Origin of the sequence: Fictibacillus sp. WQ 8-8 (assembly GCF_024494405.1) — a bacterium.
Taxonomy (GTDB): domain Bacteria; phylum Bacillota; class Bacilli; order Bacillales; family Fictibacillaceae; genus Fictibacillus_C; species Fictibacillus_C marinisediminis.
Map to the genome: position 1 here is coordinate 150,814 of NZ_JAMXKG010000001.1, position 24,312 is coordinate 175,125.

Consider the following 24,312-nt stretch of genomic DNA (forward strand, 5'->3'; position numbering starts at 1 on the left):
AATTGGAGCCTATTCATTAGTTAATAATGCCATGCTGAGTGATCGTAACTTTTACATTTGGTTCAATAGTGATCTTTGAATAATCTTTATCCCAGTTCATCCTCTTCCAATCGGAATTGTGAAACGCTCGAATCTTCTTGCCGATCCCAAGCTCATCACAGTTGGCTTTTTGCATTTTTTTAATCGTTTTTTTAGCAAGATTATTCATTTCTCGTGATAATAAACGATCCAGCTTTATTGCTTTTTTGGGATTGTCCAGATGATCCATCGGAAGTTCATTTACATTTACATCAATTTCCAAATTTAGTTTAACATGTACTTTTTGATTGTGGGAAATGTTAATTTTCATTTTCCGTTCAATATCATTAACAAGAATGGTCATGTAATTCTTTTCATTGATTTCTTGCCTTTTGCTGATTTTAAATGTAAATCGAGGGTAAGGATTTTTAACATTGTTCAAGAGCAGCAGCAGAGTGGACTCTCTACCGTTCAATGATCCTGTCATTTTGTTCCTATGAAACATCGCTGTTCCGATCACTGATGCTCTTTGCTGCTTCTCGCTGATCTTTAAGTAAGGCAGCAGATAATCATTCCCTTCATCAAACATGAGCGTACAGATCGATTGGACGGTTTCTATATCATAGAGGCCGATATTACTGGCACTTCTTATCAGTTCAGGATAATAGATATCCAATAGCGTTGAATCCTGAGGCTGAATTTCCAGCCCTTTTTTAGCCTGTCCCTTCACAACGGCCACCATGGCGTTAATGGACCCTCTGGGATCCCTGTAAATGACATCGAGGCTGGAATACATATCTTTTCGGGCCAGCTTTTCACCAAATAAGAAGATGCGGTTTCTTGAAGCGTCGAACTTCTGTGAAACTTTCTTATCGAGGTTAAACCGCGCATCACGTGTGGTGTCTCCGGTTGAAGTTACAACCACACTTTTTACCATAGCGACCGCTTGAGAAGGTTTGTTTACAACTGGATATACGACGGTGTCCCTTATTTTTCCGTTAGGAGCAAGATCTAGCCCTACTGCTAAAATAAGCCTGGATTCCTTGATGAGACGCTGATCCCAGCATCCTGTCATCAAGGGGATTATCGAAGCGATCAAGAACAGCACGCAGATTATTCTTGTCCATTTATTTTTCATAACGCCTTCTTCTCCTTTATATAGGTAAAAGCAGTTATGATAAAAAACAGGATTGGAATCCCGATTACGAATATATAGCTTAAATACGTCACGGAATTGGTAAACTTTCCAACCTCATACCCCCCCTCAGGTATGAGCGCAAGAATGACAGTGGGTATTGCAGCAAGAATAACGAAAGGAGTATGATCCTGATGTTTTTTTGAAAAGGACATCATTCCTCTTGAAGCGCCAAACAAGAAGGCCATATAAGATGTGGCAACCGAAACGATCCACATGGACAAAAACAGCAAATCAATCCGTTCAAGAACTTTAAATGAAAAGGATTTTATCATATACAGCAGCGGCTGGGGAACCAGTTTAAATTCATTGATACCAAAGAAGAGAATACAGATCAGTGTTAAGAAAGCATAAAACAATGTAACGATTAGATTGGCGATGGAAATGGACTTTAATTTCTTAATCGGCTTTGAATCTACATAAGGGGCAATGACCAGAAAAAGTTCAAATCCCAGCATGGAGAAAAAAGCTTTCTCCGTCCCTTTTAAAATTGGAAAAAAGCCATTCTCACCTACAGGGAAAATATTCAAGTAATTCACTTCAAAAAAAGCGTAAATGACAAGTAATACAAAAATGATCAGCATGATTGAGACAAATACAAAAAACCTCGCAAGAAATTTAACCGGCCCCCTTATTGCATAGATTCCGATAACCGCCATTAGAATAATAAGCAGCCACCTGGGGGTCAAAGGAAGAATCCATAAGTTGATCATCTCTGCAAATAGAGAAAGAATGCTCGCGCCGATCAAAATAAAAAAAATGATATATAGAAATTTAATCACTCCGCCAATCCAGGGGCCCGCACTATGATCAAAAATTTCAAAAATGGTCATGGCTGGATATCTTTTCATGGTGTACCAGAATAAAACTAATAGAACTTGTACAATACAGCCTCCGATTAATACAGAGATCCAGCTGTCATGTCCAGCTTGTGTGTAAATATTGTATGGCATAGATAAGATTCCTACTCCGACCTGAGCCTGGACGATGAAGAAGATTAACTGAAAGGATGTAATATTGTCCTCATTTCTTAGTTTCATTTTTATTCCATCCTCTGGTTTTGTTTTGCTTCTTTATTTTTTGCGGCAAAGTGTCCATCGGCCGATCATTCAGTTTCCATATCGGAAAGCGAACGATTGCATCTTTTAAGCCACTGAGATTAAACGGCCCAAAAGGTGAGAAATATGGAGTGCCAATTGATTCCAATTTACATAGATGCAGCAGGATGACCATCAGCCCCATAACAATGCCCAGGAAGCCAAGAAGAGAGGCGGCAATCATCAGAGGAAACGTCAAGATACGAATCGAAGCACCCATTTCATAGGTTGGAACTGTAAACGATGCGACCGCCGTAACCGCAATGACAATGACCATCACGTTGGAGATAAAGCCGGCGTTTACTACGGCATCACCGATGACCAAACCGCCAACGATACCGATTGTTTGACCGATCGGAGTGGGGAGCCTCACCCCCGCCTCGCGGATCAGCTCAATTGTAAACACCATGATGAAGGCCTCAACAATAGGCGGGAAAGGAATACCTTCCAATGATGACTTAATAGGAAGAACGAGTTCATTCGGTAATATCTCAAAATGAAATCCAATAATGGCTATGTATATCGCGGGCAGTGTCATGGCCACCAGAAAACTTACCATCCTCAGCAAGCGAAAAAAAGAACCAGAGAGGAGTCGGCTGTTAAAATCATCAGGCGATTGAAAAAAGGAAAGGAACGTAACCGGTAAAATTAATGCGGTTGCGCTCCCTTCTGCCAAGAGCGCAATCCTACCATCCATTAAGTGTGCCATCGTCCGGTCCGGACGTTCTGTAGGAAGCATTTGCGGAAAAGGCGAGAATGATTTATTTTCCAGAAACTCTTCTATATACCCCGGACTAAAAATCATGTCTGTTGAAATAGAACAGATTCTCCGGTCCACTTCCGCCAATATTTCTTTATTCACCAAATCATCCATATAAGCGATGACCACTTTTGATTTTGTTTTTTTACCCAAAATATACTGCTTAAAGACTAGACTCTCATTTTCGATGCGCCTGCGGATCAATCCGAGGTTTTGGTTTATGTTCTCGACAAAGCCTTCATGTGAACCTCGGACGACTTTTTCATTGTAGGGCTCTTCAGGAGGCCGGGTGATTTCTAACTGGACATTGATGGCGTAAACACTGTCCATCCCGTCCAAAAGCAGAAGGCAGTTTCCCGTCAGCAATTTTTTTATTGCTTCATTCAAATCGTTAAGCTGTATCATTTCTGCATTCGTAATGCCTGCCATGATGTTTATTTTCGGCTGTCTGTTTAACGGTTCTAGTATGCTGTTTTGAATTTTTTCTGTATCAGCGATAGATTCCAGGTAGATGACAATCCCTGGTGATCCATTATGATTGATGTCTCTTGTTTTCAAATCACTGCTTTGATGAAGGACCTGATTTACAAACTCCAGGTTTTTTGCAGCCGCAGAGTCAACCGGTTTGATTTCCACTGATTCTTGCATGATTTTTTCATCTCCCGGCATCTCCTTCACCTTCCCTTTAAAGCTATTCTCCTATCATTAGAGTGAGCAAATAAAGCAAGGTTTATTCTATTTCTTCTATTGCTGAATATATGATTTGCCGTATGATAAGAAAAGTGTAAAATAGTAAAGTCAGAAAGTTAATATTATGAAATTTTAAATCTGTTTTTTAAAATGAATAGGCTTTTATATTGGAAAGGCGGATCTCTTCATTGAATAAAAAAATCATACTTTATTGTGTAGCCTTTGCTGCATTCTTCGGTCCCTTCACACAAACGATCTATACACCGATCCTCCCTGAAATCCAGCATGAATTTCAGACCTCGGGATTCATTGTGAATTTAACGATTTCCATCTTTACTTTCATACTCGCTATGATGCAGATGGTTTATGGCCCGTTGACAGATAAGATCGGCCGGAGAAAAGTGCTGCTTCCTGCAATACTTCTTTATGTTGCCGCTTCAGCCGGTGCGGCGTTATCCCCTAACATATGGACACTCCTCGTATTCCGGGCTGTTCAGGCAGCAGGAATCGCAGCAGGATCTGTCGTCGCAACCACTGTCATCGGAGATTTATTTGAAGGAAAGGCCCTTGGACGTTCTATGGGAACCTTTCAAATGCTTGTAGCGCTCGGCCCGGTAGTTGGGCCTGTTGTTGGAGGCTTTGTTGGAGGGTATACTGGTTATCAAGGTGTATTTTGGGTACTCACAGGAACTGGCCTGCTGATGTTTTTTGCTAATTTGAAGCTGCTTCCTGAAACAAAGCCTGCAGGGGAATCAAGAAAAGGATTCAGCTTTTCGGATTTCACCATTGTACTTAAGAAAAGAACCGGACTTGCTATCGTTCTTCTTGGATTTATTCAATATTATACGTTTTATAATTTTCTCGTTTTCCTGCCTCATCTGCTCGCAGCCTTCTATGGTTTATCGGCTAGCGAAAAAGGCTTGGTTTTCCTTCCTATGTCCTTGTTCTTAGTGGCAGGAAGCTATGTTGGCGGACGTCTCCAGGAAAGGGGCAATCCGAAAAATTTCCTGATTGTAACATCAAGCTTAAATGTTCTTGCCACCGTTTTATTTGTTTTTTTATCTTCAGTATCACTGCCCGTTTTAATCACGAGCATCTCACTTTTCGGTCTTTGTCTTGGGCTGTCACTCCCTGTCCAAACCACCCTGCTGGCACGGGCTTTTCAGCATAATCGTGCAACAGCCATAGGCGTTTATAACTTTTTCCGGTACTTAGGTATGGCGGCCGGACCGATGATCGGCTCGATGTTTTACAAGGTTGGAAATCGTGCCGAATTTTTATTTGCCTCTTTTCTATTTGCAGCCGCTGTATTTTTTGCAGGCAGGCAATTTCTAAAGTCAGCAGAAAAATCTATGAACTAATCTCCTGAAAGGGGGCCTACTATGCCTAAGAATAAAATTGAAGATGTAATGGAAGTATGCCTTTTGGCAGGCAGGCTCATGCTTCAAAATGGTGCAGAAACCTACCGGGTTGAAGATACGATCACCCGGCTTGCGCAAAACTATAACATGGAAGCCGCCCAGGTTTTCGTTACACCGACCGCCATTATTCTATCGTTGCTTGAAAAGGGAAAAACCAAGGATTATACGAAGATTGTCAGGATCCTCGACCGGTCGACAGATCTGCATGTCGTCGTTCTCGTCAATGATCTGTCACGGAAAGTGGCCAATGAATCCCTTTCACTGGAGACGGCAAAAAAGGAATTGAAAAAGATTGAAGTCACACCTGAAGCGTATCCAACATGGATTCAGGTTGTGGCTGCCATTCTCGTGAGCGGCTGCTTCGCCCTCATGTTCAAAGGAAACTGGAACGACTTTTTGCCTGCCATGATTGCCGGAGGTGTCGGTTATGCCATTTTCTTATTTTCAAAACGCTACATTTCGGTCCGCTTTTTCTCTGAGCTTCTTGCTGCTTTTTTTATCGGCCTGATCGCCAAGCTTGCCATTACGGCCGGCATTGGAGACCAGCTCGATAAGATTATTATCGGAGCCGTGATGCCGCTTGTGCCGGGTGTGCTGATCACAAATGCGGTACGAGATCTGATGGCCGGTCACCTTGTTTCCGGCATCTCATTAGGAGCTGAAGCGATGCTGACGGCCTTTGCCATCGGAACTGGCATTGCTTTTGTTATCGTTACGCTGTGAGGAGGAAATACGATGCACATGATTGAAGCTATTTGGACGAGCTTTATTGCTTCGGCCGGGTTTGGTATTCTATTTAACGTTCCAAAAAAGGCTGTCATCCCCGGCGGCATCTGCGGGATGATCGGCTGGCTCATCTTTGAAGGGATGTCAGGAAACAGCCAGTTCGATCTGGTTCTGGCCACCGCGATGGCCTCATTTGTGGTAGCGGCCATCAGCCACCTGTATGCCCGGATCCACCGTATGCCTGTCATCATCTTCAGTGTCTCCGGCATCATCCCGCTCGTACCAGGCGGCGGTGCCTATGACACGATGAGGCAGCTGGTCGAGAATGATTACAACGCCGCGATCCAGCTCGGCTCACAAACCTTTCTGATTTCAGGGGCAATCGCATTCGGGCTTGTCCTTGCAGGAACGATTATCCCGATCATTTTGCGCAGCCAAAGAAAGGTGACATAAGAAAAGAACTGACAATGTCAGTTCTTTTCTTATGCCATGAAAACTGCCCCGTAGCCAATGGCCGCCACGATTACAATGACTGGAGATACTTTGAATTTTTGCATTAATAGAAAACTGATAGTGGCTATGGCTGCAGTCTGTATCCAGCCGGAAGAGCTGACAGATTCCGCAAAAAAATCATAAGCCATCACTCCGAGAAGAACGGCAATCGTTGGTTTTACGTATAACGTCATTTTTTTCACTCTTGGTGAATCCTTGAACTTATAGATGACACTCAGGAAGACGATCATCAAAACCAGGGAAGGCGCTACCGTTGCAAAAACAGCCACAAAAGAGCCGAGAGCGCCTCCTTGCGTGTAACCGATATAGCCGGACATCTTTGTGGCAATCGGACCCGGGAGTGCATTGCCAAGCGCGAGCACTTCAGTAAACTGATTGACAGTCAGCCAATGATAACGGCCCACAACTTCATTTTCAATCAGAGGAATCGAAGCCGGGCCTCCCCCATACCCCAGCATGCCGGGGATAAAAAAAGCAAGGAAAATATGCCAATAAATCATCCCATACCTTCCCCTCTCTCAGAAGATTTCTCTTTATCTTTCCTTGTGGGCTTAAGAAGCGCATAAGCCAGAAGCACGCCGATCAAAATGGCGGGATGTATCCTCAGCAGCTGCAATAATAAGATGCCTGCCGCTACATGAATCAGGCTGAGCTTAACTCCCAGACCTTTCTTTGCGCTGGTGAAAAACTGCCACGTCAGCACCGCAAGCATAACGGCAACAACAGGAAGCACGCCTTTTGTCATTCCTTGAACCCATGGCTGGTCTTTATATTGTGCGAGAGAGGTAAGAAGGACGATCATCAGAATAATAGTAGGAAGAATAGAAGAGAGCAAAGCAACAAGCATACCGGATAAACCGGCCACCCGGTATCCGATATATCCTGCCATTTTTGTGTTAATGGGGCCAGGCAAGGCATTTCCAAGGGCAAGCACATCTCCAAATTCTTCATCGTTCATCCATTTAAACTTTCCGACCACTTCCTTATGTACGAGCGGTATGGAGGACGGACCACCTCCATATCCAAGAATGCCTGATCGAAAAAAAGCGATAAATAATTGCAAATAGGTCATGAATGCATCAAATCCTTATGAAGGGTTATTTCTACCAGGCTGCCACGGCCCCGTCAGTCCGGCCTTCTGTTCCGCCGGCCAGTACACCGGTTTCAGGATTGCGCCATATGATCTGGCCTCTCCCAAAGTTTCCGGCATCAAGTGCAACTTTTACGTCATGGCCTTTGCGCGCCAATTCCTCGGCAACATGCTGCGGCAGTGAACGTTCAACCAGTACCTTCTTCCCTTCGATCCATTGCCATCTTGGCGCATCAAGCGCGGATTGTGGATTCAGCAGGAAATCGACCGTGTTCATGATGACCTGGACATGCCCCTGGGGCTGCATGTATCCTCCCATGACGCCGAAAGGACCGACAGGCTGGCCGTCTTTCGTTAAAAATCCCGGGATAATGGTATGATAGGTTCTCTTGCCGGGACGAAGGCAGTTATTGTGGGTCTCATCCAGGGAAAAATCATGCCCCCTGTTCTGAAGGCTGATCCCGGTGCCAGGCACCACAATTCCAGAACCAAAGCCCATATAGTTGCTTTGGATAAAGGATACCATGTTCCCATCTTCATCAGCTGCTGCAAGATAGACTGTTCCGCCTTTTGGAGGTGTCCCTGGCTTCGGCAGCATCGCTTCCGGGCCAATGAGCTCCCTTCGCTCTTCTGCGTATTTTTCTGATAAAAGAGATTCAGCTGTTACCTTCATATGTGTAGTATCTGTCACATATTTTTTGGCATCCATAAAAGCGAGCTTGATCGCTTCAATCTGCTTGTGGTACCTGTCCGCTGAGTCCGCTTGAGGAAAATCATATCCTTTTAAAATATTAAGTGCCATTAAAGCAACAATTCCCTGGCCATTTGGAGGAATCTCCCATACTTCATATCCTTTATACTCCGCCTTAATCGGTTCTACCCATTCTGGATAATAGGCCGCAAGATCCTCTTTTCGCAGGAAACCCCCTTCATTTCCAGAGGCTGTGCTGATCTTGTCGGCCAATTTCCCTCTGTAAAAAGATTCTCCGTTCGTTTCAGCAATCTCTTTTAAAGTAACCGCATGATCGGGTGAGCGCCATACTTCACCGATTTCCGGCGCTCTTCCGTCGGGCGCAAAGGTTTCAAACCAGCTCTTAAATTCATCGGCCTTCTGTTCTTTTTTGTAAGCTTCAAAAGCTTGTTTCCAATACGTTCCGAGGACTGGAGAAACGGGAAAACCTTCTTCTGCATATGTAATGCCCGGCTGAAGCACCTCAGTCAGCGGCAACTTTCCAAAACGGCGCGATAATTCTGCCCATGCCGCAGGAGCTCCGGGGACAGTAACCGGATACCAGCCATATTTCGGGATCTTGTCGTACCCTTCATGTTTGAGCGCTTCAACGGTAATATTTCGCGGTGCGGGACCACTTGAATTCAACCCGTGCAGCTTTCCTTTTGTCCAAACAAGCGCAAAAGCATCTCCTCCGATCCCGTTTGACGTCGGCTCGACCACGGTAAGGCAGGCAGCCGTCGCAATTGCCGCATCAATGGCATTTCCGCCTTTTTTTAAGATATCCAGGCCTGCCTGTGCCGCAAGCGGCTGAGATGTTGCGACCATTCCTTTTTTTCCGTACGTTACTGAACGCCGGGAAGCAAAAGGATATCGTTCATGATCATAAAATGTTTGTTCTGTTGTTTGTTCAATGGTTTGCTGTTTCATATTTTCACCTCTCATGGCATGCATAACTTGCACATATATTCAGAATATTTTATAAATAGTTTAAATGTTGTTAGGAACAAATACAAATGTTTTACAAATAGCACTTTCATAAACATAAAAAAATCCCGTCCTTCTTCGGACGGGATTACTTTACCTCGTCTATCGGTTTCATATCCATGGTTACCATGTAATCCTTCCCCCATTGGTACATGGCATCCAAAATAGGCATCAGGCTCTCACCTTGCTTCGTCAATGAATACTCAACTTTTGGCGGAACAACAGGATAAACTTCGCGATGGACAATCATATCCTCTTCCAGTTCACGAAGCTGGTTAACGAGCATGCGCTGAGTGATGCCGGGTATAAGAGCCTTCAGCTCACCGAAACGTTTTGTTCCTTCTTTCCCAAGGTGCCATAAAATAATCATTTTCCACTTGCCGCCGATGACAGATAACGTTAATTCTTTCTCACAGTTAAACATTTTATCGTCCATTCGTGACATAGAACATCACCTCCACACTTATTATACCTTATAGTATACTTTTTGACACTATGTAATATTAAAGTCAGTACTTCACAATAGGTAATCATGAAGAGTATACTTACAACTAATCCTTGACGGACTTTATAAAGTCAGCCGCCAAAGGAAATAATATGAGGTGCAACATAGATAAAACACCACAGGAGGAGAATGTAAAAATGGAATTACAACTAGCGATAGATCTTGTAAATACAGAAGAAGCCATCAAATTGGTGAAAGAAGTTGAAGAACATATCGATATCGTTGAGATCGGTACCCCGGTTGTCATCAACGAAGGCCTTAGAGCAGTTAAAGAAATGAAAGAAGCATTTCCAAATTTGAAAGTCCTTGCCGACTTAAAGATTATGGATGCTGCAGGATACGAAGTCATGAAGGCTTCTGAAGCCGGTGCTGACATCATTACCATCCTTGGGGCAGCTGAAGATGCATCCATTCAAGGTGCGGTTGATGAAGCAAAAAAACAAAACAAAAAAATCCTTGTGGACATGATTGCCGTTAAAGATATCGAAACAAGAGCAAAAGAGCTTGATGAGCTTGGTGTTGATTATATTTGTGTCCATACAGGTTATGACTTACAGGCTGTCGGGAAAAACTCTTTTGAAGACTTAAAAGCGATCAAACGCGTCGTTAAAAACGCAAAAACGGCTGTCGCAGGCGGAATTAAATTAGAAACATTGCCTGAAGTTGTTGCAGCTCAACCTGACCTGGTTATTGTCGGCGGCGGTATTACTGGACAAGATGATAAAAAAGCAACCGCAGCTGAAATCCAAAAATTAGTAAAACAAAGCTAAGGATTTTCCACATGAATACTTCACATTATTATACGGAAATTGTGAAGGAATTAAGCCGGGCAGCGGACTTAATTTCAGATCAAGAGGCTGAAAAGCTCGTAGATGAAATTTTGAAAGCCAAGAAGATATTTGTTGCAGGAGCTGGCCGGAGCGGATTGATGGGAAAATCCTTTGCCATGCGAATGATGCACATGGGATTGGATTCCTATGTCATCGGTGAAATCGTTACTCCTAACCTGACCGAGGACGATCTCATCATTTTCGGTTCAGGTTCCGGGGAAACAAAAAGCCTTATTTCAATGGCCGAAAAAGCGAAAAGCATTGGCGGTAAAGTTATTGCGGTGACCATCTTTCCCGACTCGACTCTTGGCAAATTGGCCGATGTCTGCGTAAAATTACCTGGCTCTCCAAAAGATCAATCGGAAAATGACTATAAGACCATTCAGCCGATGGGATCTCTATTCGAACAAACACTTCTGCTGTTTTTCGATGCTGTTATTTTACGTTTCATGGAAAGAAAAGGGCTTGATACGGATACTATGTTCGGGCGCCATGCAAATTTGGAATAGATATTCATTAAAAACAGGACAGGACTGCCTTTGGCGTCCTTCCAGTTGTTTTTACATAAAGGAGGAAAGCGCAGATGCAAACATTAAAGGGAAAAACAGCGCTCATCACCGGAGCTGGAAGAGGAATCGGCCGTGCAACAGCGATTGCTTTTGCAAATGAAGGCATTCATGTTGGCCTTATCGGAAAAACCCGTTCAAATCTCGAAAAAACAGCAGCAGAACTGATGGAATATGGCGTGAAGGTGGCGATTGCAGAAGCTGACGTTACGAATAGCAATGCTGTTGTTCAAGCTGTAAAGAGCATTGAAGATGAACTGAGCTCCATCGATATTTTAATAAATAATGCCGGGATCGCAAAGTTTGGCGGATTCCTTGAACTTTCGCCTGAAGAGTGGAAAAATATCGTAGACGTCAATTTAATGGGTGTTTACAACGTTACAAGAGCAGTCTTGCCGGGAATGATTGAAAGAAAAGCAGGTGATATCATTAACATTTCGTCATCAGCAGGGCAAAAAGGTGCACCTGTAACAAGTGCGTACAGTGCTTCTAAATTTGCAGTATTAGGTCTAACCGAATCTCTTATGCTTGAAGTAAGGAAACATAATATTCGTGTCAGTGCCCTGACACCAAGCACAGTGGCGACAGATTTGGCCATTGATACAAATCTGACGGACGGCAATCCAGAAAAAGTGATGCAGCCTGAGGATATGGCCGAGTTCATGGTTTCCCAGTTAAAATTAAATCCGCGTATTTTTATTAAAAACGCAGGCATGTGGTCGACAAATCCATAAAAAACAGGTAAAGAGCAGTTCCTCCTTGAGGAACAAAGGGCAGTTCCTCCTTAGAGGGACTGCTCTTTTGTGTTTATGTAAATGAAGGGTAAAAAACCTCTCAAAGGGTATAGTATTTTATACCATTTTTAGGAGGTTGATTATGAAGGCTGTTACTTTTCAGGGAGCAAAAGAAATCGAAGTGAAAAATGTTGAAGATCCCAAACTACAGGAAAAGGAAGACATCATTGTCCGCATTACTTCAACCGCTATCTGCGGATCAGATCTCCACATTTATCAGGGAGCTCTTCCAGCACATAAGGATTATGTCATTGGACATGAACCCATGGGTATTATAGAAGAAGTTGGTCCTGATGTCACCAAAGTAAAAAAAGGAGACAGGGTCGTCCTTCCTTTCAATATTTCTTGTGGCCACTGCTATTATTGCCAGCATGAAATGGAAAGCCAATGTGATAATTCCAACCGAAATCCTGAATTTGATACAGGCGGATATTTCGGCTTTACGGACCGTTACGGCGACTATAGCGGTGGACAAGCCGAATATTTGCGTGTGCCTTATGGAAATTTTATGCCGTTTGTCATTCCTGAATCAGCGGAACTTGAGGATGAAGCTGTGCTTTTCATGTCTGATGTTCTTCCTACAGCCTACTGGAGCGTCGAAAATTCCGGGGTAAAAGAAGGTGACACGGTCGTTGTTCTGGGCTGTGGTCCAATTGGCTTAATGACACAGAAATTTGCATGGATGAAAGGCGCCAAGCGTGTCATTGCCGTAGATAACTTAAGATATCGTCTTAATCATGCAGTAAAAATAAACAATGTTGAAGCTTTTAACTTTGATCAATTCGATAACATGGGTGCCCACATTCATGAAGTCACCAACGGCGGCGCAGATGTTGTTATCGATTGTGTAGGAATGGACGGCAAAAAGTCGCCTGTTGAAGCGATTGAACAAAAACTGAAGCTGCAGGGCGGTACGCTGAGTGCCATACAGATCGCCCTCAAGGCCGTTAAAAAGTTTGGAACCATCCAACTCACTGGTGTATATGGATCCATGTACAACATGTTCCCGCTTGGAAACATTTTTGAGCGTAATATCACAATGAAAATGGGCCAGGCCCCTGTTATCCACTATATGCCGATGCTATTTGATAAAATTGCCAATAAGGAATTTGATCCGACTGAGATCATTACACACCGAGTACCTCTTGATCAGGCGAGCGAAGCGTACAAAACATTCAACGATCATGCGGATGAGTGCATTAAAGTCGTCTTAAAACCTTAAAGCATTTTGTTGATTTCCAATCATAATGGACATCGCATACTGATGCTTAAAAGAGGCTCTCAAGTCTTTTTCTCCATGAAAAAGGGGTGATAGCTGGCGATGATAAGAGCCGGCTGATTTGTGAAACAAATGAAGCGCTCGAAAAGCAGATGGGAAAAAGCTTGCTTATACCCTTCTGCTTTTTCAGATGGCGCTTCAATCACCCCTACCAAAAATCAACAACATTTACTAACAGAGCTTTTTATTATATAAAGTTCCTTACATTATTGCCGCGGCTGAACTTATAGATCGCAATCATGAAGAAGGCTAATGCGAAAGCGAAAAGAATGGCGATGTTCAGTGAAAGACTCCTTAGCGAATGGCCTTTTTGCAGCTGGGTAAATGTGTCCAGCAGCCATCGCTGAGGAAGAAAATCTGCTATTTTTTGCAGCGTCTTCGGCATGATCTCCACTGGCCAGAAGCAGCCAGCCAACAGACACGATGGTGTCATGATCAAATTTTGCAGTGCTCCAGCTGAAGTCGTGGTCGATGCAAATGCAGTGATGACAAGCGATAATCCAACACCTGCAAGAGCGAAAATCATTAATATTTCTACCATCGTCAAGAACGGGATCCCCGTAGAAATATGGAACACTTGAGTCATAAACGTTAGTGTAATTAAGATCTGTACCGTCATAATGATCATGTTAACAACCACATTTGAGAAAACGTATTTTCGGCTGTTAATCGGTGTTGACATTAACCGCAGATAGGTTCTGTTTTCTTTTTCCTGAAGGATAATTTCAGATAATCCGCCCGCACATGAAAGCATGATCATGATAAGAAAACCGACCGTCTGATTCGTTATATCATTATTTTTTGAAGTATCTTTGAGTGAATGAGCTGAAACTTGAAAGTCTGATGCACGGTACTGGTCATACATTTTTTGAAACGCAGCTTGATCTCCGCCAGCTGCCTTGCTTAAGGAAGCGATGTTAGACAAATAGTTATTCACATAGGTTTTCACAAAACCAGTAATGGTTGCCCCTTTGATGGATACGATTTCAATGTGATCAGGTTTGCCGTTCAGCACACTGTTTGAGAAGCCCGAATTCAGGACAATAACACAGTCAAGCTTTCCTGAAGCAATTTGATCTTTCACTTCTGAAGAGCTAATGTTTTTCACTTTTACATTGGTTAATCCGTCGACAAATTTAACCGTGTCATTGGCAATTTCCCCATTATCTTGGTTAACGACGCCAGCATGCATGGTAGCGGGACCTGTGTCGCCATACGCCGCAATTCCAATGAGAATACCGATCAGCGGTACAAATAGGTAGGTGAACAGCTTTCTTTTATTTTTAATGATGGAGCGCAGAGAATTTGTTATGAGCCAAAGAATCTCTTTCACTTAAAAGCCCTCCCGTCGTTTGAAAGCAACAATGGCAATGGTTAAAAAGATGACAGCTACCCCGAGATTTAATCCAATAACCTGCAGTGAAGCAGCAAGATCATTATTATAGATAATTTTATTGATGGCTGAATTTGCCCAAGTCAGCGGTGAAAGGTTCGTAACCAGCTTCATGAAGCCATCGGGATTATCGATTTTAAAATAAGCCCCGCCGAAGAAGGAAGCGAGCTGAACAACAATGAGGATGATCGTCCTGGAAGCCTCACCGGTTTTTGCCATGTAACTGACCCCAAGGCCGAAACTTACGGCAAGGAAAACTTCAGACAGTAATATGACAATGACCAGGCCGAGATGCTCCCCCCAGTTTGCGTTAAACAGCAAGGAACTCACAGTGACAATGAGAAGAAGAGATAGCAGGTTTAGTACAATGCTTCCGATAATTTTCCCGAGAAAAATTTCAGCCTTGGTGATCGGTGCGGTTGCCAAACGTACCGCTGTATTTCGTGTTCTCTCTCCCCTGAGCAAAAAGGATGCCCCCATCGCCCCGTACAAAGCGATCATCGTTGTTACAGCCACCGCATAATAATCCATTGATCCCGGTGCTTTATTGGCGTTCAATGACTTCTCTTTTACGTAATCGCCCGGTGTACCGCTGGCGAGCACCGTCTGTGTCTGATCCGGCTTCACTTTAGCCACTTGGCTGACGAGATTGTATTTATCTGCAAAAGCTGTCAGCATTCCTTGAACAATGCTGCTCTCAATGCTGTTTCGTTCACTTCCGTAAAAGGTTAAGCCTTTATTGGAAACTTCCACATAAGCATCATAGCGGTTCTGTTTTACTTCTTTTTTTCCATCCATTTTGTCAGGAGCTTTATAAAAATAAATATCTTCTTTTTTGGCAGCCTTCGTAAATTCTTTAAAATACGGGGAGAAGCTGGTGTCCCCGGTTTCTTTATAAAGGACTTGCATTTTATCAATCTTGATATTGTTATCAAACGCATTGGATAAAGCAGAGCCAAGAACCAGCATCATCACGATCGGAAATGCCAGCATGAAAATCAACGTTCTGGTATCCCTGATGCTGATTTTTAAATGATGAAGTGCAATGTTAAATATGTTCAAGGGGGAAGTCCTCCTTAGTTATTTTTGTAAAGAAGTTCATAGCTTTTTAGAGTTAATTAAAGGTAGGAATAATTGGCTAACGCCAATTTTCCTTAATCTCTCAAATTCCTTCCGGTTAGGGTGAGGAAGACGGTTTCCAGGTTAGGTGCCTGTTCTTGCAGTGAGCGGATTTCGATTTCCCGGTTGATAAAATATTGAATGATTTTATTTAAGTTGCTGACTTCGGCTTGAGAATTGATTTTAACGATGTTCTCTTCAACCTGCACCGTGTTTACCCCGTTGATGTCTTTTAATATGTTTTCTTCAATATTTTCATTTGATTTTACATCGACCCAGATGTCTTTCGTGTCTGTAATGATGGCTTTCAGCTGTTCTTTTGTGCCTTCCGCTATCACTTTCCCATGGTCGACGATGGCGATTCGGGTACAGATTTCCTCGACTTCCTCCATATAGTGACTCGTGTAAATAACGGTGCATCCCATCTCGTTCAGTTTTCTGACAGAGTTCAAAATATAGTTCCTGGATTGTGGATCAATCCCGACCGTCGGTTCATCCATGATGATCAGTTTCGGACGGTGCGCGATGGCACAGGCGATGTTCAGCCTTCGTTTCATCCCGCCGGAAAAGTTCTTTGGAAAGTTTTTTTGTTTATCAAGCAAGCCGACAAACTCGAGTGCTTCCTCTACCCGGTCTTTGAGTTCTGCACCGCGGAGTCCGTAAAGTCCTGCGAAGAAACGTATATTTTCATAGGCTGTCATATCTTCATAGATGGCCAGATCCTGTGGTACGATGCCGATGTTCATCTTTGCGAACTTGCTGTTGTTTGCAATGTTCTTGCCAAGGATTTTGATTTCTCCTTCATTGCTTCTTAACAAACCTGCAATCATGTTGATCGTTGTACTTTTTCCGGCTCCGTTCGAACCGAGGAACCCGAAAATTTCACCTTCTTTAATGGTTAAGGACATATTGTCTACAGCGATGAAGTCACCGAATTTTTTTGTCAGGTTATTGATTTCTAAAACGTTCATCATCTCACCTCATGTATTCTTTATATTGTCATTATACGGAAAAAGAGTGAACCAACGTCAGTGCATTAGTTCACTCTTTTCACATGAGAATCTTCACTATTTAGGAAAAATGGGCTTACGAAGAATCCGATTTGTTCCCATGTATATGAGGCTCTTCACTTAGCCTATAGGAAGCAGCGTGGTAACAGAGAAACCGTTTGTTCCGTCCACAATAATCGTTCCGTTGACAGAGGCTGTTCTCTCTTCCATCCCCATGATTCCAAGCCCTTTTACCACTTTAACAGCTCCTCTTCCATTGTCCCTGACCTCCGCTTTGATCATGCGGTTCAGTACATGAATCTCGATCGATATTTCCGTCGGTTTGCCATATTTCATGGAATTCGTAAGCGCCTCGGTCACGTTCTCCGCGATAATCTTCCACTGGATAGGAGTAATCATGTCCATATTTCCTTTGTATACGAAAGGAGCCTTGATCCGGTGCTTTAACGAAAACTCTTCAATCATCAGTTTCATTCGCTGAACCCCCATCTGTTCAGTGGGGGGCTTCATATTTTTCAAGGTAATTCGTATATCTTCAATTCCCTTTTTCGAGATGACGATGGCATTCTGCAAGAGTTCTTTCGCTTTCCCCGTATCCATTCCCATCAAGCTCTTTGCTGCTTCCATCTGTATCAATGCACCAGTCATGGAGTGGCCGATACTGTCATGGATCTGCTGTGAGATGCGGTTCCGCTCCTCTAGCCGATGCGTATATTCAGATTGCTTGATATACTCCTGATTTTCATTGAGGCTTGACGTCAGACGCTGCATATCATGCCTGACCTTGTCCAGCTTACTTTCATACTGAATCAGTTTTTCTGTATAGCGGGTGGTCATCATATGTACAACAAAGGTGAAGGCAGAAACCAACCCAAATAAGTATTTATTTTGAGGCAGATACAAAACCGGAATTAGACCCAGAGCCAGCAGCAGCCATTTCGTTTTGAAATATGGTGAGGCCAGCTCATATAGATTTAATGGCAAAAGCAAAATAAACAGCGGATCCACATAATAAAAGGCAAGGCAGGTCATCAGAATTGAAACAAGCAGAACCGTTTGCTGGAACTTCTCGCGGCTGAAGATATACATGATGATATTTAAGCTCACGTATAAGAGGAGACAAAATATGATCCACGGCAGATTTTCCACATTCATGCGGGCATAGCTGGCCGCAAGAAAAAGCACGACGATCAGCTTGGTGTAAATGATCCATAGCTCCATTGTTTCTACCACTTACTCCACAGATCCTGTTAAATAGTAAATAGCAATCTGAGTTCGATGCTCCAGACCTGTTTTTCCTAATATAGAGGTAATATAGTTGGCGACGGTTCCTTCTGAGATAAAAAGCTGCTTTGCGATGGATTTATTGGAGAACCCCTTGGCGATGAGCGCCATGATTCCCATCTCGCGTTCGGTAAAAAGACTAGCATCAATTTTTGTCTCTGCCTTTTTGCTTCCATCGATATTCGATTTCAATTTTTCCAGAACGACATCCTGCATTACCGTGTTGCCGTGATAGACACTCTTAATGGCATCGCGAATCCGTTCAGGCTCTGTGTTTTTTAACAAATAGCCTTTTGCACCGTTTTTTATAGCGTCAAATATATATTCGTCATCATCAAAGGTGGTCAGGATCATGGGTTTGCACGACGTATGTTCTGCGATGAATTTTGTCGCCTCCACACCGTTCATGTTCGGCATCCGCACATCAAGAAGGGCAACATCCACTTCATTATTTTTGCAAAAATCAACGGCTTCCTTACCGTCATTAACGGTAGCAAGCACTTCAAAATCTCCATACGTGCTTAATATGATTTTCATTCCTTCTCGAATAAAGGAATTGTCATCCGCAATGATAATTTTAATTTTCATTTTTATTCAGCAGAATACGTTCCGCTGCTCACATCCTTCTGTTTAAACTTTCTTCCTTCTTCTAATTGGCTTTATTTTACCAAAAACCTCTTCACGAATAAAAAAAGAGCCCATCCGAATGGACAAGCCCTTTCTACTCTATATTAAAACAACTTCTGAAGTTCTGAAATGCCCAGAACAATAAACATGAGTACACAGCCGATCAGTACAGTTCGCTACCCATTTAATAGGTTTGAAGGTTTAAGGATCAGGTTGCCGCTTGGGAATATCTCATTTTCTCTAAATACCGTTTATGGGCGGCTTTGACTGCCATGATGACGGAAGGTGTGGAAGGGGTATAATAATAGTCTTCGATTCTCTGGATCAATCCGTCGATCCCCTGTGCTAAATTATAATTGACGATGACCCTTCTCAGAAAATCGCGTGCCAGCTCCGTGGCAAACGTAAACTCAGCATTGACGATCATATTGGTCTCCGTATCGATTTCCATGACGATGCCCGATGTCTTGCAGACTTCAAACATATAATTTCCATGCGGCGCTTTCGCATACCCCGTTACGAGCACAGTCTTCATCCTCGTTAATTCAGTCATTTCGCCAGACCCCTCTTTTATCTGTGATTTGTTTTTACTGCTGCAACAAACCTTATGTGCTATCTTACGGGGTAAACCTGAAAAATATATATGTACCCAAAATAAAAATTTCGGGAGACACTGATTTGGCTAATCAAAGCAATTTACCACAAATTCTCAACCCCAAAACCATTGCCTATTTTTATTTTTTTCCAAATATCCAATTGACTTAGAGCCAGCTCTAAGTTGTAAGCTTTAAGAAAGTGAAAGAAAGGGATGATTGGTTATGTACACGATCAGTGAAGCAGCCCGGATACCGGCATCAGTGCCTATACACTGCGTTACTATGAAAAGCTGGGCTTGCTGCCGGCACCTGGAAGGAAGAATGGCCATAAGCGTCTGTATTCAGCAAAAGATATTGCGTTCATCAAGTTTTTAAAAAGCCTGAAGGATACTGGCATGCCATTGGAAGAGGTAAAAGAGTTTGTACAGGATGGCTGCATTTGGGACAGTTTGGAAGAAGATCCCGATTACAAGCCCGCTCCTACACTGACGAAAAGAGTGGACATCCTAGAAAAACATCTAAAAAACATGGAGAACAAAAAACGGGAATTGGAAGCCATTATGGAAGTCACCAGGGAGAAGCTTCAAACGTATCACACGTTATTGGAAGAGGAAGCGAAAAAATGAAAAATCTCTCAGTCTATCTCATGCTGCTTGGTTTTGCGGTGTTTACCGGAGCTACGTTTAATCTCGGCAAGTATGCAGTAGGGTATTTTTCACCGGCCTCGGCAGCCGCCTGGCGCTTTGGTATCGCTGCAATCGTGCTTTTTCTGATTTTAATCGTTAGTGAAGGTGTGAAGAAAACAACGCTATCCCGGAATTTAGCGGCTTATGCGGCTCTCGGCATCATCGGAGTGTTCGGCTTTAACACTTTGTTTTTCACGGGATTGAAATATACGTCACCGATCAATGGAGCGCTTATCATGGGCACCAACCCTATTTTGACGTCGGTTTTAGCACTGTTCCTGCTAAAAGAAAAACTGACAAAACAGCGCATGGCCGGAACTGGGTTTGCCTTTATTGGCGTCGTTTTAGTCATCACGCAAGGCTCCTTGGAAACGTTAATGAGCCTATCCTTTTCTAAAGGAGATCTTATCATCCTGGGAGGAAACCTCTGCTGGGCAAGCTATGGAGTGCTGGGACGGAAATGGATGAAAGACAGCTCTTCTCTTGAAACAACGGCATATCCGATGCTGATCGGTGCTGCCGCATTAATTGCTGTCTCTTTGTTTTCAAGACCACCGGCCGAAACACCTCACATTCCGCTTGGAGGCTGGGGAGCTATTCTTTTTATGGCCGTATGTACGACCGTACTTGGCTATTTATGGTGGAACCTTGGTATCAGAAAAATTGGAGCCGGCAAGACCTCCCTATTTTTCAACCTTGTTCCTGTGGTTACGATGATCATATCCGCCATGACTGGGACATCTATCACCTACCCTCAGCTGCTTGGAGTCGGATGTGTAATTTTAGGCGTACTTACCAGTTCTGGAGTTCTTTCGCTGTTCAATCCAAAAACAGAGTCCCACGTCTATCCCGAAGCAGCAAAGACAAAATAAACAAGCTGTCCGCTCAAATGGCGGACAGCTTTATTACTTTCTTCTTTTTTTCATAAATAAAAGGACGAACACCAACAGCCCAGCAGCCAGCAGAGCGTACATGATGTTGGAATAGATGTCCATGAACTGAACGACCTGTTCCCAATTGCGCCCGAACGCTGCTCCGACATAAACGAGAATCGTGTTCCACACGAGTGTGCCGATCGTCGTAAACAGCAGGAAAAGACTGAACCTCATGCCCGACATCCCCGCCGGAATCGAAATAAGGCTTCGGATAAGGGGAACGAGCCGGCACAGAAGAACGGCCCAATACCCATATTTATCAAACCAGGAATCTGCTTTATAAATGTCTTCTCTTTTTAACCGCAGGACTTTTCCCCAGCGGTCTACAATTTTTTCAAGGCGTGAAACATCAAGATACGTACCCACTTTGAAAAGAACAGCAGCTCCAAAAACCGAGCCTGCCGTCGCTGCCAAAATGACTCCCCACACCGAGAGTTTAGAGAAAGACGTCATCATACCGCTGAACGTCAGAATGACTTCAGAGGGAATGGGCGGGAAAATATTTTCAAGGGCGATCATCAAAAAGACGCCGAAATAGCCAAATTGTTCAATAATGTCTGTAATCCAATTCTGCATGTAAACCTCCTGAAACAAGCATTCCACTAACTACTACGAAACAAAACCTCTTTGGTTTCATCCAAAGAGGTTTTTGTTCAGGATGGAGCTTCCTGAGCCGATTCCAATCACAAAAGAAATCAGCAAAAGAACAATGGAAAAAAAGCAGAGATGGCAGCCACGCTGTCCACTCCCAGACATCTCCCGATAATCACCATCCCGACCAGCTGCCCGATCGATTGCATAACATTGCTGAAAAGCAGTACGAGAAACAGGAGCATCGGCTTCATTACCGTCATCTGTGAAGAATTCTCTTTTATCGCTTCATTCATTGCGGTTTCTCCTTATTGTATCCCCGGCCTCCAAACGGCTTAAGCTCCTGCAGCCATTTGTATTCCAGTTTTTCAAGTGCTTTTTTCTCATTAAAATATCCATCGTCCTTCTTCTCTAGAACCTCAAGCACTTCAAATTCAAAGCCGTCTTTACCGAACTCATTCCATTCTTCTTGGAGTGTCTTGTTCATGCTGCTGCCTTGCTCCAGCTCAAATCTTTTCCCATTGATCGTTTTTAAGTTTCTCGTGCTTCCTATAAAGATTTTTTGATTGGCGGTGTTCCTGATCAGGTAAACACCCGCTTCAATCTTTGTTTCCATGTATTGTTGCTTCAATTCTTTTTTCCTGTCCAAAACATATTCCTTCTTTCGTTTTATTTTTTCAGCCAATACGAGCTTCCATCATTTTTCCGATCCAAAAATCCATAGGCAACCATATATCTTCTCAAAGTAACGTAGTCATGATAAACCGTCTTCAAGATTTCATTAACGTCTTTTTCGGTGTACGTTGTATCTGAAGAAAATAATGAAGTGATTTCCCGCAGAACAACAAGCTTTTGCTTTTCTTTTGACGGAAATGTTTTTAATGCCATCGATCCTTCAATAAAGTATTTTTTCACCATCTTCTCCTTCTCTTCTTTTGTCACGTTATACCGGGCATCAATCATGGTCGCTGTCTGATGGGTTGCGATCATGGGGGGCGCGTGCTGATCCTTTTCCTTCAGCAGCTCCATCATCGTCAGCAGCATTTTCGCCTGGCGCTCTTTTTCTTTCAGCACAAAACGGTGGTTCCTGATGGTTGACGTGCTGCCAACCTCCATTTCCTGCTTGATTTCCTCATCGCTTTTCCCTTCATAAAAAAGCCGGAGAAGCCGGTTCTGGTGATCGGTTAAGCCTGTCAGTTTTTTATTTAGTCCGATCAGGTACTCGAAAACGGAACCGTGCTCAGAGCCGATATGAAGAGTCATATATTTTTCCGCTTCGTAAAGTACATCATTTTCAGGATAGATGATGCCTTTTTCAATGGTGTTCCCGCATAAGAGGCAAACAAAATGATGATCTTCTTCTACATAACCCTTTTTCAAATCTTCCAATGACGCTTCCCAAAACAAATCCGATATCGACATATTACAAACAACCCCTATAAAAGTTTATTTATTTACAAACATAATATTATTTTGTTTGTTATTCGTCAATAAATTTAATGTAAAAAAATTCAAAACAAAAAACCTTCCGGAAAACGCGTTTCCAGAAGGTTTTATATATATTACCAAACAAACAATCCGACAAGCATCGCACTCAGCAGTGATACGGCCATTCCGCTGACGAGCAGCTTCCAGACGTTTTTGCCTATGATCGTTGATTTTTCTTCTCCTAAAATGGAGTTGTACGTTCCGTAGATCATACCAACTGTACTGAAGTTCGCAAACGATGTTAAGAACGTTGTCGCAACAGCAATCGTATGCGGAGGCAAGTTTTTAAGCTGATTTTTCAAGTCCATCATCGCCACAAACTCATTGGTCGCCAGCTTTATTCCCATCAATTTTGCGACATACATTGCATCATGAACCGGAAGCCCTAGTAAAAAGGCAAACGGGCTGAAGATGAGCGAGAAGATTTTTTGAATCGTAAGTCCATTGATAAAGAATCCAAGGATCCCGTTCAAAGCGGACGTCAGCGCCACGTAACCGATCACCATCGCAAGGATGACAATGACCATGCGAATCCCGACAAGCATACTGTTAGAGATCGTAGAGAAGAAATCCTTCTTCTCTTCTTTTGGCGGAACATAGACGACATCTTCCTCTTTTGCCACGTCTACCGGATGCAGAATGCTTGCGAGCAGCAAGGCATTCAAACAGTTGAGAGGAATAGCCGCAAACACATATGTTGCCGGCACCATCGTCAAATACGCTCCAATAATGGAACCGCTGATACTGCTCATGCTCATCAGTCCGAACGTAAGCAGCCTGTGTTGTTTGAGCACGACCAGCTGCTGGCGGATCACCGCGAGTGCTTCTGTATTTCCAAGGAACATCATCTGGATGGAGAAAAAGCTTTCAAGCTTCGGAAGCCCTGAAATTTTTGAGATGACCCAGCCAACCTTATCGATAATCCACGTTAAGATTCCAAAATAAGAAAGAATATCAAAGAACGTAACGACGAAAATAATAGGAAGAAGAGCACTAAAGAAGAAATCGATGTTCTTATTTGCCATAACGGAAGGAAATACAAAGGCCGTTCCGTCGTTTGCACAGGCAATGAGCCAAGAAAAAAATGACGCAAACTGATCAATCACTTTTGTTCCAATTTTTGTACCAAGCATAAACCACGTAATGAGCAATTCAACCGCAAAAAGAATCCCAATGGATTTCCATTTTACGTTCTTTCGATTCGGAGAACATAAATAAACAACTCCGACCACAACCAGCACACCTAACAGATTCATCAAAAAATACAAGTCCAACCACTCCCGTTGTATGTTTTTCCGTATATAAAATGCCCTTATTTCCCTACTTTCAGCCAAATTGGACAGAAAGCATGAAAATAAGAGCAATACACGTTGTCATACAGC

General features: G+C 43.1%; 26 protein-coding genes and 1 pseudogene. 9 read left to right on the plus strand and 18 right to left on the minus strand.

Annotated features, from left to right (window positions below):
- Positions 1 to 16: 16 nt before the first annotated feature.
- The 3 genes from M1K46_RS00745 to M1K46_RS00755 are packed head-to-tail and all read right to left on the minus strand — an operon-like array spanning position 17 to position 3,718.
- A complete protein-coding gene (locus M1K46_RS00745) occupies positions 17 to 1,156 on the minus strand; it encodes a Ger(x)C family spore germination protein (protein WP_256224471.1) in 1,140 nt (379 codons plus the stop codon).
- Complete coding sequence (locus M1K46_RS00750) at positions 1,153 to 2,253, minus strand: GerAB/ArcD/ProY family transporter (RefSeq protein ID WP_256224472.1); 1,101 nt, start codon at positions 2,251 to 2,253, stop codon at positions 1,153 to 1,155. The genes M1K46_RS00745 and M1K46_RS00750 overlap by 4 nt, the downstream gene beginning before the upstream one ends.
- Entirely contained in the window at positions 2,237 to 3,718 is a 1,482-nt protein-coding gene (locus M1K46_RS00755; protein ID WP_256224473.1) for a spore germination protein, read from the minus strand. Before M1K46_RS00755 ends, M1K46_RS00750 begins: the two co-directional genes overlap by 17 nt.
- A gap of 230 nt (positions 3,719 to 3,948) precedes the next feature.
- On the opposite strand from M1K46_RS00755, the gene M1K46_RS00760 reads away from it, so the two are divergent.
- From M1K46_RS00760 to M1K46_RS00770, 3 genes are read left to right on the plus strand one after another with little or no spacing between them, the layout of a single operon-like run.
- Positions 3,949 to 5,121: an MFS transporter gene (locus tag M1K46_RS00760; protein ID WP_256224474.1), complete on the plus strand. Its 1,173-nt coding sequence runs from the start codon at positions 3,949 to 3,951 to the stop codon at positions 5,119 to 5,121.
- 21 nt (positions 5,122 to 5,142) lie between these two features.
- Positions 5,143 to 5,904, plus strand: a complete 762-nt coding sequence (locus M1K46_RS00765) for a threonine/serine exporter family protein (RefSeq protein WP_053357171.1) — start codon at positions 5,143 to 5,145, stop codon at positions 5,902 to 5,904.
- Positions 5,905 to 5,916: 12 nt separating this feature from the next.
- Positions 5,917 to 6,360: a threonine/serine exporter family protein gene (locus tag M1K46_RS00770; RefSeq protein WP_062232850.1), complete on the plus strand. Its 444-nt coding sequence runs from the start codon at positions 5,917 to 5,919 to the stop codon at positions 6,358 to 6,360.
- A 29-nt stretch (positions 6,361 to 6,389) separates the two neighbouring features.
- Here the strand turns inward: M1K46_RS00770 and M1K46_RS00775 are convergent, their stop codons facing one another.
- From M1K46_RS00775 to M1K46_RS00790, 4 genes are all read right to left on the minus strand, one after another.
- Positions 6,390 to 6,920, minus strand: coding sequence for a chromate transporter (locus M1K46_RS00775; RefSeq protein ID WP_256224476.1), 531 nt, complete (start codon positions 6,918 to 6,920; stop codon positions 6,390 to 6,392).
- On the minus strand, positions 6,917 to 7,492 hold the full coding sequence (locus M1K46_RS00780; RefSeq protein ID WP_053357168.1) for a chromate transporter: 576 nt from the start codon (positions 7,490 to 7,492) through the stop codon (positions 6,917 to 6,919). Before M1K46_RS00780 ends, M1K46_RS00775 begins: the two co-directional genes overlap by 4 nt.
- Before the next feature lie 31 nt (positions 7,493 to 7,523).
- Entirely contained in the window at positions 7,524 to 9,170 is a 1,647-nt protein-coding gene (locus tag M1K46_RS00785; RefSeq protein WP_256224477.1) for a gamma-glutamyltransferase family protein, read from the minus strand.
- Positions 9,171 to 9,315: 145 nt separating this feature from the next.
- Positions 9,316 to 9,672 (minus strand): winged helix-turn-helix transcriptional regulator, encoded by a 357-nt coding sequence (locus M1K46_RS00790; RefSeq protein ID WP_062232840.1) that lies wholly within the window; start codon positions 9,670 to 9,672, stop codon positions 9,316 to 9,318.
- Positions 9,673 to 9,869: 197 nt separating this feature from the next.
- Here M1K46_RS00790 and hxlA point away from each other — a divergent pair, with 197 nt between their 5' ends.
- The 4 genes from hxlA (at position 9,870) to M1K46_RS00810 (ending at position 13,144) form a co-directional block, all read left to right on the plus strand.
- Positions 9,870 to 10,502 carry a 3-hexulose-6-phosphate synthase gene (gene hxlA, locus M1K46_RS00795; protein ID WP_053357166.1) on the plus strand — a complete coding sequence of 211 codons (633 nt, stop codon included), beginning with the start codon at positions 9,870 to 9,872 and terminating at the stop codon, positions 10,500 to 10,502.
- A gap of 11 nt (positions 10,503 to 10,513) precedes the next feature.
- Positions 10,514 to 11,071, plus strand: coding sequence for a 6-phospho-3-hexuloisomerase (gene hxlB, locus M1K46_RS00800; protein WP_256224478.1), 558 nt, complete (start codon positions 10,514 to 10,516; stop codon positions 11,069 to 11,071).
- A 74-nt stretch (positions 11,072 to 11,145) separates the two neighbouring features.
- Positions 11,146 to 11,862, plus strand: coding sequence for a 3-ketoacyl-ACP reductase (locus M1K46_RS00805; RefSeq protein WP_091003090.1), 717 nt, complete (start codon positions 11,146 to 11,148; stop codon positions 11,860 to 11,862).
- A 142-nt stretch (positions 11,863 to 12,004) separates the two neighbouring features.
- On the plus strand, positions 12,005 to 13,144 hold the full coding sequence (locus M1K46_RS00810) for a zinc-dependent alcohol dehydrogenase (protein WP_256224479.1): 1,140 nt from the start codon (positions 12,005 to 12,007) through the stop codon (positions 13,142 to 13,144).
- 244 nt (positions 13,145 to 13,388) lie between these two features.
- Here the strand turns inward: M1K46_RS00810 and M1K46_RS00815 are convergent, their stop codons facing one another.
- The 6 genes from M1K46_RS00815 to M1K46_RS00840 all read right to left on the minus strand — a co-directional run bounded on the left by M1K46_RS00815 (position 13,389) and on the right by M1K46_RS00840 (position 19,187).
- Positions 13,389 to 14,534 carry an ABC transporter permease gene (locus M1K46_RS00815; RefSeq protein WP_256224480.1) on the minus strand — a complete coding sequence of 382 codons (1,146 nt, stop codon included), beginning with the start codon at positions 14,532 to 14,534 and terminating at the stop codon, positions 13,389 to 13,391.
- Positions 14,535 to 15,656, minus strand: a complete 1,122-nt coding sequence (locus M1K46_RS00820; protein ID WP_256224481.1) for an ABC transporter permease — start codon at positions 15,654 to 15,656, stop codon at positions 14,535 to 14,537. It lies immediately after the preceding gene.
- Between the two features lie 92 nt (positions 15,657 to 15,748).
- Entirely contained in the window at positions 15,749 to 16,684 is a 936-nt protein-coding gene (locus tag M1K46_RS00825; RefSeq protein WP_091003083.1) for an ABC transporter ATP-binding protein, read from the minus strand.
- Between the two features lie 159 nt (positions 16,685 to 16,843).
- On the minus strand, positions 16,844 to 17,944 hold the full coding sequence (locus M1K46_RS00830) for a sensor histidine kinase (RefSeq protein WP_256224482.1): 1,101 nt from the start codon (positions 17,942 to 17,944) through the stop codon (positions 16,844 to 16,846).
- A 12-nt stretch (positions 17,945 to 17,956) separates the two neighbouring features.
- Positions 17,957 to 18,595, minus strand: coding sequence for a response regulator transcription factor (locus tag M1K46_RS00835; protein WP_256224483.1), 639 nt, complete (start codon positions 18,593 to 18,595; stop codon positions 17,957 to 17,959).
- 247 nt (positions 18,596 to 18,842) lie between these two features.
- On the minus strand, positions 18,843 to 19,187 hold the full coding sequence (locus M1K46_RS00840; RefSeq protein ID WP_053357157.1) for a DUF3870 domain-containing protein: 345 nt from the start codon (positions 19,185 to 19,187) through the stop codon (positions 18,843 to 18,845).
- Positions 19,188 to 19,520: 333 nt separating this feature from the next.
- On the opposite strand from M1K46_RS00840, the gene M1K46_RS00845 reads away from it, so the two are divergent.
- Complete coding sequence (locus M1K46_RS00845) at positions 19,521 to 19,856, plus strand: MerR family transcriptional regulator (protein ID WP_256224974.1); 336 nt, start codon at positions 19,521 to 19,523, stop codon at positions 19,854 to 19,856.
- Complete coding sequence (locus tag M1K46_RS00850; RefSeq protein ID WP_256224485.1) at positions 19,853 to 20,788, plus strand: DMT family transporter; 936 nt, start codon at positions 19,853 to 19,855, stop codon at positions 20,786 to 20,788. The genes M1K46_RS00845 and M1K46_RS00850 overlap by 4 nt, the downstream gene beginning before the upstream one ends.
- 33 nt (positions 20,789 to 20,821) lie before the next feature.
- Here M1K46_RS00850 and M1K46_RS00855 read toward each other — a convergent pair whose 3' ends face one another.
- From M1K46_RS00855 to M1K46_RS00875, 5 genes and pseudogenes are all read right to left on the minus strand, one after another.
- Entirely contained in the window at positions 20,822 to 21,427 is a 606-nt protein-coding gene (locus M1K46_RS00855; protein ID WP_091003074.1) for a DedA family protein, read from the minus strand.
- A gap of 60 nt (positions 21,428 to 21,487) precedes the next feature.
- Positions 21,488 to 21,738, minus strand: a pseudogene (locus M1K46_RS00860) (MATE family efflux transporter); the annotation flags it as partial.
- On the minus strand, positions 21,735 to 22,091 hold the full coding sequence (locus M1K46_RS00865; protein ID WP_256224486.1) for a GIY-YIG nuclease family protein: 357 nt from the start codon (positions 22,089 to 22,091) through the stop codon (positions 21,735 to 21,737). The gene M1K46_RS00865 and the pseudogene M1K46_RS00860, both read right to left, overlap by 4 nt.
- 20 nt (positions 22,092 to 22,111) lie before the next feature.
- Complete coding sequence (locus M1K46_RS00870) at positions 22,112 to 22,864, minus strand: DUF2087 domain-containing protein (RefSeq protein ID WP_256224487.1); 753 nt, start codon at positions 22,862 to 22,864, stop codon at positions 22,112 to 22,114.
- Between the two features lie 140 nt (positions 22,865 to 23,004).
- Complete coding sequence (locus M1K46_RS00875) at positions 23,005 to 24,198, minus strand: nucleoside transporter C-terminal domain-containing protein (RefSeq protein ID WP_091003070.1); 1,194 nt, start codon at positions 24,196 to 24,198, stop codon at positions 23,005 to 23,007.
- Positions 24,199 to 24,312 lie beyond the last annotated feature (114 nt).